Below are 10,206 nucleotides of genomic sequence, written 5' to 3'. Positions count from 1 at the left end.
GGCTCGGAGATGTGTATAAGACACCGGCGCCGCCCTGGGCGGCCGCCCAGCCCCCCCAGCCGCCCGCCGCGGCGGGCAACGCGCCCTTCTGGGCGCGCTGAGCGGGAGGCAGGGGAATGATCCCGCGCGACTACCAGCGGGCGGCCGTGGACGCCGCCCGCGCCAAGACCGCGGCGCACGGCAACACGCTGGTCGCCCTGCCGGTCGGCGCCGGCAAGACCGCCGTCGCCGGCTTCTACATCGGCGAGGAGGCGGCGGCGCAGCCCGCCTCCCGCTTCCTGGTGCTGCAGCACACGGACGAGCTGATCGAGCAGAACCGCGCCACCATCGGCCGGGTCGCCGGGCTGTCCGCCTCGGTGGTGAAGGCCGAGCGGGACGACTGGTCCGGCCAGGTCGTGTTCGGCAGCGTGCAGACGCTGGCCCGCTCCGCGCGGCGCGCCCGCATGGGGCAGGTTTCGCACCTCGTCATCGACGAGTGCCATCGTGCGGCCGCCGACAGCTACCAGGCAATCATCGCCGACGCGCGAGCCGCGAACCCGAAGGTCAAGCTGCTCGGCCTCTCGGCCACGCCCGAGCGTGGCGACGGGCGGAGCCTCCGGAAGACCTTCTCGAACATCGCCTTCCACCTGCCGATCTCGGCGCTGATCGCCCAGGGGATCCTGGTGCCGCCGCGCACCTTCACCATCGATGTCGGCGTCTCCGACGACCTGGACCAGGTGGGCGCCACGGCCGGCGAGTACGACATGGACGCCGCCGCGAAGGTGCTGAACCGGGCGGTGGTGAACGAGGCGGTGGTCGAGCACTGGCGCGAGCGCGCCGGCGACCGCCGCACCATCGCCTTCTGCGCCACGGTCGCCCACGCCGAGGCGGTCGCGGCCGCCTTCCGCGCCGCGGGGATCACCGCCGAGACGGTGACCGGCGAGATGCCGGCGAAGGAGCGCGCGGCGCTGCTCGCCCGCTTCGACCGCGGCGAGGTGCAGGTGGTCACCAACTGCATGGTGCTGACCGAGGGCTTCGACAGCCAGCCGGTTGGCTGCATCGTCGTCCTCCGCCCGATGCTCCACCGCGGCACCTTCATCCAGGCGATCGGGCGGGGGCTGCGGAAGGTGGACCCGGAGCGCTTCCCCGGCGTGGTGAAGACCGACTGCGTCGTCCTCGACTTCGCCGGCGCGGCGCAGCGCCACGGCTCGATCGAGCACGACGGGATGCTCTCCGAGGAGGAGGAAGCCGGGCCGGGCCAGGCGCCCTACAAGACCTGCCCGGACTGCGAGGCGGAGGTGCCGCTCGGCACCCTCGCCTGCCCGTTCTGCGGCCACGTCTGGGAGCGCAAGCTCCGCGAGAAGCGCCCGCTCCAGTGCTTCGGGCTGACCGAGATCGACCTGCTCGACCGCTCCCCCTTCCGCTGGTGGGACATGCACGGCGACGGCCACGCCATGATCGCCTCCGGCTTCGACGCCTGGGCCGGCGTGTTCTTCGACGGCGAGCATTGGCACGCGGTCGGCAAGCTGCGCCAGGGGCGGCTGCGTCATCTCGGGGTCGGCGAGCGCGCGCAGGTCCTGGCCGCGGCGGACGACTTCCTGCGCCAGGCCGAGACCAGCGCCGCCGCCACCAAGAGCCGGCTGTGGCTGAACCACCCGGCGACCGCCCGCCAGCGCGAGCTGCTCATCAAGGCCGGCGATGCCGATCCGGCGCTCGACTTCGGGCTGTCGAAGTACGCGGCGAACTGCCGGCTGAACTTCCTCTGGCACCGGCCGCAGATCCTGGCCGCTGTGTTTCCCAAGGGCATCGCGAGGGCGGCATGACGCCGGCGTTCGATCATGCCGTTGGCACCCGCACCGCGCGCGCTCTGCGCCGTCTGCCGGCGGCGGGCGCGCGGCTTCGGCTGGTTCGACCCGACCTCCTCGAAGCCGCCGCGGCCTTCCGTCTCCTTCTGCTCCATCACCTGCCAGAAGTGGTGGACGCGGCGCGCCGCCCGGGAGGCGCCCGCCATGGTTGACCTCACCGAACAGGAGCGCGCCGCCCTGCGCGCCGCGATCCGCGCCATGGCCGAGGTGATGGCCGAGATCGGCTGGACCACGCCGCTGAACGCGCTGTCGGAGCAGCAGGTGCTGACGCTCGCGGAGGTGGCCGTCGGCGCCTTCCAGGACGCGATGCGGCCGTCCTGTCCGTCCACCTCCCCGGAGGTTCCCTTCTGATGACGGAGGCCAGCCTCGACTTCAATCACCGCCCGAAGCCGCCGACCGCGGCGGAGGCGATCAACGCCCTGATCGACGCCGCGCTGGTGGCGGAGAACGGCACGCGGGCGCGCCGCGAGTATCTCGGCGGCTCGCGGCTGGGCGATCCCTGCGCGCGGCGCCTGCAGTACGAGTTCCTCGACGTCCCGCGCGACCCGGACACCGGCTTCTCGGGCCAGACGCTCCGCGTCTTCGCGGTGGGGCATGTCTTCGAGGATCTGGCGATCGGCTGGCTCCGGCGCGCCGGCTTCGACCTGCGCACCCGCAGCCGCAGCGGCGAGCAGTTCGGCTTCTCGGTCGCGGCCGGCCGCGTGCAGGGCCACATCGACGGCGTGGTCGTGGCAGCGCCAGCCTCCGCCCAGAGCGTCGTCGCCGTCCCGGCGCTGTGGGAATGCAAGTCGGCCAACGCCCGCAACTGGAAGGAGATCGTCCGGCGCGGCGTCGCCGCGGCCAAGCCGATCTACGCGGCGCAGGTCGCGCTCTACCAGGCGTACATGGGCCTGACCGAGGCGCCGGCCCTGTTCACCGCGGTGAACAAGGACACCGCCGAGCTGCACCACGAGCTGGTGCCCTTCGACGGCGCGCTGGCCCAGGCCACCAGCGACAAGGCGGTGCGCGTCCTGCAGGCCTGCGACGCCGGCGAGTGGCTGCCGCGCATCGCCGCCGAGCCCGATCACCCCGAATGTGCGCGCTGCCCCTGGCGCACGCGGTGCTGGTCATGAGCGCCGCCGAGGTGAACCCGCCGATGCCGGTCGCCCCCGATCCCGCCATGGTCGCGGCCTATGCCGAGATGGTCTTCGGCTGGTGCGAGGGCTGGGTCGCGGTCCGGGCGCTGGCCGAGAAGGGCGGGCCCGACCGCGCGCCGCACACGCCCTTCCTGCCCGCCGATGGCGAGCTGCCGGCGAAGCTCGCCGTGCAGGCGCGCTGGGCCGCCGAGGCGGGCATGGCGCTCTACGTCATCCCCGGCACGGTCGTCGCACCCGGCCAGGCCAGCGCCGAGCACATCGTGCAGATGCAGGTGGTGCTGGTCGATCTCGACGGCGGCGACATCGCCGCGAAGCGGGCGCATCTGGTCCGGCACCTCGGCCCGCCCAGCCTCGAGGTCGCCTCCGGCGGCGTCACGCCGGAGGGCCAGGCGAAGCTCCACCTCTACTGGCGGCTCACCGAGCCGGCCACCGGCGAGGACCTGGCCACGGTGTGCCGGCTGCGGCACGCGATCGCGGTGAAGGTCGGCGGCGATCCGGCCTTCCGCTCGGCGCACCAGCCGATCCGCGTCGCCGGGTCTGTCCATGCCAAGGGCGGGCAGCCGAGGCTGGTCGCCATCCTCTCCTCGGGCGGCGCGGACCGCGACCTCACGGAGTTCGCCGAGGCGGTGCTCGCCATGCCGCCCCTGGCGGGGGTGGGCAGCGAGGTGGCGCCGGACCCGGCGGAGGACCCGCTCGACTTCAACGGCGCCGGCCGCGGCGAGGTGACCGAGCTCTTCGCCCAGGTGGTGCGCGAGGGCGGCGCCGATGGCCTCACCCGCTTCGAGGCGCTCTCCCGCATCATCGGCTACTGGATCCGCCGCTGCCAGGACGGCTTCGTCACCGCGGCCCAGGCTTGGCAGGAGATCCAGGACTACAACGCCGCACGGATCAGCCCGCCCTGGCCCGAGGACCGGCTGCGCCAGGAGGCGGAGCGGCTGTGGCGCCGCGCCGAGGCCAGTCACCCCGGCACAGGTGCAGGCGAGCCCGACCAGGCCGTAGCCGAGGGCGATGGGCCGGGCGACGATGGCCCGCTGCCGGTCGGCTTCACCGAGGACGCCCTCGCCGCCGCGTTCAGCGCGCAGCATGGCGAGGACTGGCGGCATGTCGCGGTCTGGGGCGCCTGGCTCACCTGGACCGGAACGCGCTGGGAGCGCGAGGGCACGCTGCGCGCCTTCGACCTCGCCCGCCACGTCTGCCGCGCCGCGGCCAACCGCGCCAACAACGCCAGGGTCCGCACGAAGCTCTCCCAGGCCGCAACCGTCGCCGCCGTCGAGCGCCTGGCGCGCGCCGATCGGCGCCACGCCACCACCGCCGAGGTCTGGGACCGCGATCCCTGGCTGCTGAACACCCCGGCCGGCGTCGTGGATCTGCGCAGCGGCGCGCTCGCCCCGCACGACCGCGCCCTCTGCATGACCAAGATCACCACCGCCGCGCCCCGGGGCGACTGCCCGGCTTGGCTCGCCTTCCTCGCCCAGGTCACGGGCGGCGACGCCGAGCTGCAGGCCTACCTCCGCCGGGTGGTCGGCTACGCGCTCACCGGCGTGACCACCGAGCACGCGCTGTTCTTCCTCTACGGCACCGGCGCCAACGGCAAGTCGGTGTTCCTCAACACGCTCACCGCCCTCCTCGGCGACTACGCCACCGTCGCGCCCATGGACATGTTCATGGCGACCAGCGGCGAACGCCATCCGACCGACATGGCCGGGCTGCGCGGCGCCCGCATCGTCACCTCGATCGAGACCGAGCAGGGCAGCCGCTGGGCCGAGAGCAAGCTCAAGGCGCTTACGGGGGGCGACCGCATCACCGCGCGCTTCATGCGGCAGGACTTTTTCGAGTTCACCCCGCAGTTCAAGCTGCTGGTCGCGGGCAACCACAAGCCAGCGATCCGCAATGTCGACGAGGCGATGCGGCGGCGGCTGCACATGGTGCCGTTCACGGTCACCATCCCGCCCGCCCGGCGCGACAAGCGCCTGCCCGAGCGGCTGCTCGCGGAGCGCGACGGCATCCTCGCCTGGGCGATCGAGGGCTGCCTCGAATGGCAGCGCGTCGGGCTCCGCCCGCCCGCCACCGTGCTCGCCGCCACCGACGAGTACTTCGAGGCGGAGGACGCGCTGGGGCGGTGGATCGAGGAGTGCTGCGAGCGCGGCAGCCAGCACAGCGAGGCGACTGCGGCCCTCTACGCGTCGTGGAAGGCCTGGGCCGAAGCCAGCGGCGAATTCGTCGGCTCGATCAAGCGCTTCTCGCAGACGCTGAGCGCGCGCGGGTTTTCGCCCCACCGCACCAGCGCGCAGCGCTGCTTCATCGGCCTGCGCCTGCGCGCGAACACAACCCATTCCGAAATCGAGATGGAGTTCTGAGCGATGACCGATTGTGACGGATTGACGCGTCACTCCCCTATTGATGCCCTCGCGCGCGCGCGCGCGCGTGAGCAGTCAATGGAAAAACCCGCCGCAATCGTCACCATGCGTCACGGAAGCCTGCTCGCCCTCGACCTCGGCAGCTCTCTCGGCTGGGCGCTGCGGCTGCCGGATGGCAGCATCGCCTCCGGCACCGCCGCCTTTCGGCCCGGCCGCTTCGAGGGCGGCGGCATGGGCTGGCTGCGCTTCCGCCGCTGGCTGGACAGCATGGGCTCGAGCGCCGGCCCGCTCGGCAGCGTCGTCTTCGAGGAGGTGCGGCGGCACGCCGGCACCACCGCCGCCCATGTCTATGGCGGCTTCCTCGCGCACCTGACCGCCTGGTGCGAAGGCGCCGGCGTCCCCTACCAGGGCGTCCCGGTCGGCACGATCAAGCGCTTCGCGACCGGCAAGGGCAATGCACCGAAGGAGGCGGTGATCGCCGCCATGCGGGCGCGCGGCTTCGCGCCGGCGGACGACAATGAGGCGGATGCCCTCGCCCTGCTGCTGTGGGCGATCGACGCCCGGAGCGGTGTCCAGTGAGGCTGCCCGGCGCGCCGGCGCTCCCGCGCTGTCCGCTCGGCCGCGAGCCGAGCCCCGCCAACGCCGCCGATCTCGAGGCCATGCGCCGGCGCGTCTGGCGCGAGCAGGGCGTGGTCTCGCTCAGCGTCGAGGACATCACCGACCCTTGGCTCCGCCAGGCGGTCGTCAACGAGGCCACGCGGCGCTGGGGGCCGCGCACAGGAGGCCCGAGCCATGGCCGGTAAGCGCAAGAAGAAGGCCCGCACCCGGGAGGAGAGCCTCGCCCTGCCGAGCCGGTGGCGGCTGCAGCACGGCGGCTTCTCCGAGCCCGTGCGCGAGGCCGATCCGGAAACCGGCACGCCGGTGCTGCACCGCCGCGCCATCGACACCCTTGGCCTGATGCTCGCCAACGGCACCATCACCCAGGAGATGCACGATGCGGGCGGCTGCTTCCGGGTGCTGTTCCGGCGCGCCGCGCTGGACGGCATGGTGCGCGCCTCCCTGCTGCGCCTGCCAGGCCGGACCGCCGACGCGCTGTCCGAGCGCGCCATGGACGCGCGACGGCGCGTGGCCGAGGCGCTCGACGCGCTGGGCGGTCACGACAGCGCCGCCGGCTCCTGCGCCTGGCACGTGCTCGGCCTCGAGATGTCGGTGCGCGAGTGGGCGACGCGCCAGGGCTGGGGAGGGCGGCCGGTCTCGCCGCCGCAGGCGCAGGGCATGCTGGTCGCAACGCTCGGTGTGCTGGCGGGGCACTTCGGCCTCGTGCCGCGGACGAGGGCGGCGTGACGGCCGCACGCCGTGACCCGGCTTCGGAGCGAAAACAAAGGAACGCCTGCGCGGAAATGTCGCGTTGCGCCCTGGAATCCGTCTGTCCTATCCTGCGGCCAACTTGAAGATGCGCGAGCGCGAAGCGGCCGACCAGCCACAGCGTCGCTCGATCGAGACAGTGGCTCGCGAGCCGCAGGGTCCTTCCTGGGCCTGGCGTATGCGGGACGCGGAAGCGCGCAAGGTTTCTAGCGCCAGGCCAGTTTTCCAGGTTGCCAGCGTTGCCAGGTTGCCAGCCGCGCCGGCCACCATTCCACGATCACGCAGGTGCAGATGCCCCAGGCCCCATGGTCTGCGAGCGCCGTCGAGGCGCGCGCGGTCGCCTCGCTGCTGCCCTATGCCGGCAACGCGCGCACGCATTCCCCCGAGCAGGTGGCGCAGATCGCGGCCAGCATCCTCGAGTTCGGCTTCGTCGCGCCGGTGCTGGTGGACGAGCGCGGCGAGCTCATCGCCGGCCACGGCCGGCTGCTGGCGGCGCAGTCCCTTGGCCTCGACACCGTCCCCACCATCGTGCGGGCCGGCCTCACCGAGGCGCAGAAGGCCGCCTATCGCCTGGCCGACAACCGCATCGCACTGAACGCGGGATGGGACGAGGCGCTGCTGGCCACCGAGGTGGCGAAGCTGCAGGAGATGGGCGGCATCGACCTGGCGCTCACCGGCTTCGACGGCGCGGAGATCGAGCGGCTGCTCGCCGGGCTGGAGGCGGTGGCAACCGAGCCTGGCAACGGGGCGGTTGCCAGCCCGGCGGTTGCCGCCGGCAACCCGCCAGACGAGGGGGTGGGGGAGGGCGAGGCGGCCGAGGACCCGGGCGACGCCGAGCCCGTGCCCCCGCGCCAGGCGGTCACCCGCCCGGGCGACCTCTGGCTGCTTGGCGCGCACCGGCTGCTCTGCGGCGACAGCACCGATGCGGCTTCGGTCGCCCGCGTGATGGAGACGGAGCGCGCGGCGCTGCTCTTCACTTCGCCGCCCTACGGCAACCAGCGCGCTTACACCACCGGCGGCGTCTCGGACTGGGACGCCCTGATGCAGGGGGTCTTCCGGCATCTCGGCGCCGCCCTGCGGCCGGACGGCCAGGTGCTGGTGAACCTCGGCCTGATCCACCGCGACGGCGAATGGCAGCCCTACTGGCAGGGCTGGCTCGACGGGATGCGCGGCCAGGGCTGGCGGCGCTTCGCCCTCTACGCCTGGGACCAGGGGCCCGGCCTGCCGGGGGACTGGAACGGCCGCCTCGCGCCGGCCTTCGAGCTGGTGTTCCACTTCAACCGCGAGGCGCGGCCGCCCAACAAGATCGTGCCCTGCAAATGGGCCGGCACGCCGAACAAGGGCAGCGGGCTGCGCGCCGCCGACGGCGCGGTGAAGGCCTACACCCACATCGGCCTGCCGGTGCAGGAGATGCGCATCCCCGATGCCGTGCTGCGCATCACCCGCCACAAGGGCCGTGGCATCGAGACGGAGCATCCGGCGGTGTTCCCGGTTGCGCTGCCCGAGTTCCTGATGCGCGCCTACACGGACGAGGGCGACACCGTGTTCGAGCCGTTCGGCGGCTCCGGCACGACCATCCTGGCGGGGCAGCGCACTGGGCGGCGCGTCCGCGCCATCGAGCTTGCTCCTGCCTATGTCGACCTGGCGATTGCCCGCTGGCGGATGCTGCATCCCGCACTGCCGGTGACGCTGGCCGACGACGGGCGCGATTACGACGCCGTCGCCGCGGCGCGTGCGGGCGACGCCGTCCAGGCGGGGGAGGCGGCGCATGCTGCCTGATCTGCGCGTGGAGCGGCTGCCGGTCGCCTCGCTCGTCCCCTATGCGGCGAATGCGCGGCAGCACCCGCCCGAGCAGGTGGCGCAGCTGGCCGCCTCGATCGGCGAGTTCGGCTTCACCGTGCCGGTGCTGGTGGACGATGCGGGTGTGCTGATCGCCGGCCACGGCCGCATCCTGGCCGCCAGGGCGCTCGGCCTCGAGGCGGTCCCGGCGATCCGCCTGTCGCATCTGACCGAGGCGCAGGCGCGGGCCTATCGCCTCGCCGACAACCAGCTGGCGCTGACCTCGACCTGGGACGAGAGCCTGCTCGCCGCCGAGCTGCGCGCCCTGCGCACCGACGAGTTCGACCTCGGCCTGATCGGCTTCGACGGCGCCACGCTCGACCGGCTGCTGTCCGAGGCGGAGCCCGACGCGCCGGCGGCGCCCGCCGGCGATCCCGACGTCCCGGCGCCCGAGCCGCCGGCCGAACCGGTCACCCGGCCCGGCGACCTCTGGCTCCTCGGCCCGCACCGGCTGCTCTGCGGCGACAGCACCAGGGCCAGCGATGTCGCGCGGCTGCTGGATGGTGCGCGGCCGCACCTCATGGTCACGGATCCTCCCTACGGGGTGAACTACGACCCTGAGTGGCGGAACGAGGCCGGCGTCTCGGCGACGATGCGCACCGGCCGGGTGGCCAACGACGACCGCGCCGACTGGCGCGAGGCCTGGGCGCTGTTCCCGGGCGACGTCGCCTACGTCTGGCACGCCGGCGTGCACGCCCGCATCGTGATCGAGAGCCTCGAGGCGACCGGCTTCGCGGTGCGCAGCCAGATCGTCTGGGCCAAGCCGCGCTTCGTGCTGGGGCGGGGGGACTACCACTGGCAGCACGAGCCCTGCCTCTACGCGGTGCGCAAGGGCGCGACGGGGCACTGGCAGGGGGCGCGGGACCAGGCGACGCTGTGGCCGATCGGCACCGGCGGCGACGAGGACGCGGCGACCGTGCACGGCACGCAGAAGCCCGTGGAATGCATGCGCCGGCCGATCTTGAACAACAGCGCCCCGGGGGAGGCGGCCTACGAGCCCTTCTGCGGCAGCGGCAGCACCATCATCGCCGCGGAGACCGCCGGACGCGCCTGCCTCGCGATGGAGATCGACCCCCGCTACGTTGATGTGGCGGTGCGGCGCTGGCAGGACTTCACTGGCAGCTCCGCGGTGCTGGCCGGGGAGGAGCGGGCGTTCAGCGATGTCGCCGCCGCCCGCTGGGCGCGAGCGGCGGCGTGATCGATCGCGAGAATGCTTACTCGGCGATGCGATAGATCGAGTAGGACCCCTTCGCGCCTTCCTTGTTCGGACCGACCTGGCGGATGCGCTCGGCGGCGATCACGGTGATGCCCTGGCGGCGCTTGAGGCCCGCGAAGAACCCCCGCACCGTGTGCGGCTGCCAGCCCGTCGCCTCGCAGATCTGCGCCACCGTCGCCCCCTCGGGGCGGCGGAGCATCGCCAGCACCGTCTCCCGCTTGGTGCCCTCGCGCGGCCCGCGCGGCGCGCCGTCGGTCCGCTCCGTGGCCCGACCGCGCGTCGCACGGGCCGGCTTGCCGGCCAGCGCCGCGCGCAGCGCCTCCATCGGGCCGTCGAGGGCGCCGATCATGTCGCCCTCGCGGTTGGCGTCGTCGTGCCCGGCTCCATCGCCTGGGTTGCGGCATTGAACTCCTTGCAGAACTGCATGATGTTGAGGCCGCGCTGACCGA

General features: G+C 73.4%; 10 protein-coding genes and 1 pseudogene. 9 read left to right on the top strand and 2 right to left on the bottom strand.

Features of this window, described 5'->3' with window-relative positions:
- The first annotated feature begins 116 nt into the window (after nucleotides 1-116).
- The 9 genes from FK498_RS14095 to FK498_RS14055 all read left to right on the top strand — a co-directional run bounded on the left by FK498_RS14095 (nucleotide 117) and on the right by FK498_RS14055 (nucleotide 9,739).
- Entirely contained in the window at nucleotides 117-1,802 is a 1,686-nt protein-coding gene (locus tag FK498_RS14095) for a DEAD/DEAH box helicase (protein WP_141855591.1), read from the top strand.
- A 15-nt stretch (nucleotides 1,803-1,817) separates the two neighbouring features.
- Entirely contained in the window at nucleotides 1,818-2,195 is a 378-nt protein-coding gene (locus FK498_RS19990) for a DUF6511 domain-containing protein (protein WP_237560950.1), read from the top strand.
- The gene (locus tag FK498_RS14085) at nucleotides 2,195-2,956 is read left to right on the top strand and encodes a YqaJ viral recombinase family protein (protein ID WP_141855589.1); all 762 of its coding nucleotides are present in this window, start codon (nucleotides 2,195-2,197) and stop codon (nucleotides 2,954-2,956) included. Before FK498_RS19990 ends, FK498_RS14085 begins: the two co-directional genes overlap by 1 nt.
- Nucleotides 2,917-5,337, top strand: a complete 2,421-nt coding sequence (locus FK498_RS14080; RefSeq protein WP_202614864.1) for a phage/plasmid primase, P4 family — start codon at nucleotides 2,917-2,919, stop codon at nucleotides 5,335-5,337. Before FK498_RS14085 ends, FK498_RS14080 begins: the two co-directional genes overlap by 40 nt.
- A 78-nt stretch (nucleotides 5,338-5,415) precedes the next feature.
- The gene (locus FK498_RS14075; protein WP_141855587.1) at nucleotides 5,416-5,916 is read left to right on the top strand and encodes a hypothetical protein; all 501 of its coding nucleotides are present in this window, start codon (nucleotides 5,416-5,418) and stop codon (nucleotides 5,914-5,916) included.
- Complete coding sequence (locus FK498_RS14070; RefSeq protein ID WP_202614863.1) at nucleotides 5,913-6,140, top strand: hypothetical protein; 228 nt, start codon at nucleotides 5,913-5,915, stop codon at nucleotides 6,138-6,140. The genes FK498_RS14075 and FK498_RS14070 overlap by 4 nt, the downstream gene beginning before the upstream one ends.
- Complete coding sequence (locus FK498_RS14065) at nucleotides 6,130-6,681, top strand: hypothetical protein (protein ID WP_141855585.1); 552 nt, start codon at nucleotides 6,130-6,132, stop codon at nucleotides 6,679-6,681. The genes FK498_RS14070 and FK498_RS14065 overlap by 11 nt, the downstream gene beginning before the upstream one ends.
- Nucleotides 6,682-6,993: 312 nt before the next feature.
- Nucleotides 6,994-8,481, top strand: coding sequence for a site-specific DNA-methyltransferase (locus FK498_RS14060; protein ID WP_141855583.1), 1,488 nt, complete (start codon nucleotides 6,994-6,996; stop codon nucleotides 8,479-8,481).
- Nucleotides 8,471-9,739: a site-specific DNA-methyltransferase gene (locus FK498_RS14055; protein WP_141855581.1), complete on the top strand. Its 1,269-nt coding sequence runs from the start codon at nucleotides 8,471-8,473 to the stop codon at nucleotides 9,737-9,739. Before FK498_RS14060 ends, FK498_RS14055 begins: the two co-directional genes overlap by 11 nt.
- 16 nt (nucleotides 9,740-9,755) lie before the next feature.
- On the opposite strand, the gene FK498_RS14050 is transcribed toward FK498_RS14055, so the two are convergent.
- Together FK498_RS14050 and rplK are read right to left on the bottom strand one after the other, a co-directional pair.
- Nucleotides 9,756-10,106, bottom strand: coding sequence for a DUF3489 domain-containing protein (locus FK498_RS14050; RefSeq protein WP_084602838.1), 351 nt, complete (start codon nucleotides 10,104-10,106; stop codon nucleotides 9,756-9,758).
- A gap of 14 nt (nucleotides 10,107-10,120) precedes the next feature.
- Nucleotides 10,121-10,206 (bottom strand): annotated as a pseudogene (gene rplK, locus FK498_RS19780) (50S ribosomal protein L11); the annotation flags it as partial.

It is taken from the genome of Elioraea sp. Yellowstone (genome assembly GCF_006704265.1).
Classification (GTDB): Bacteria; Pseudomonadota; Alphaproteobacteria; order Acetobacterales; family Acetobacteraceae; genus Elioraea.
The sequence above is the reverse complement of the archived record's forward strand: the minus strand, read 5'-3'. Positions and strand labels throughout refer to the sequence as shown.

Coding starts and splice junctions, on each gene's coding strand:
- FK498_RS14095 (WP_141855591.1), top strand. CDS start 117: ATGATCCCGCGCGACTACCAGCGGGCGGCCGTGGACGCCGCCCGCGCC.
- FK498_RS19990 (WP_237560950.1), top strand. CDS start 1,818: ATGCCGTTGGCACCCGCACCGCGCGCGCTCTGCGCCGTCTGCCGGCGG.
- FK498_RS14085 (WP_141855589.1), top strand. CDS start 2,195: ATGACGGAGGCCAGCCTCGACTTCAATCACCGCCCGAAGCCGCCGACC.
- FK498_RS14080 (WP_202614864.1), top strand. CDS start 2,917: ATGTGCGCGCTGCCCCTGGCGCACGCGGTGCTGGTCATGAGCGCCGCC.
- FK498_RS14075 (WP_141855587.1), top strand. CDS start 5,416: ATGGAAAAACCCGCCGCAATCGTCACCATGCGTCACGGAAGCCTGCTC.
- FK498_RS14065 (WP_141855585.1), top strand. CDS start 6,130: ATGGCCGGTAAGCGCAAGAAGAAGGCCCGCACCCGGGAGGAGAGCCTC.
- FK498_RS14060 (WP_141855583.1), top strand. CDS start 6,994: ATGCCCCAGGCCCCATGGTCTGCGAGCGCCGTCGAGGCGCGCGCGGTC.
- FK498_RS14055 (WP_141855581.1), top strand. CDS start 8,471: ATGCTGCCTGATCTGCGCGTGGAGCGGCTGCCGGTCGCCTCGCTCGTC.
- FK498_RS14050 (WP_084602838.1), bottom strand. CDS start 10,106: ATGATCGGCGCCCTCGACGGCCCGATGGAGGCGCTGCGCGCGGCGCTG.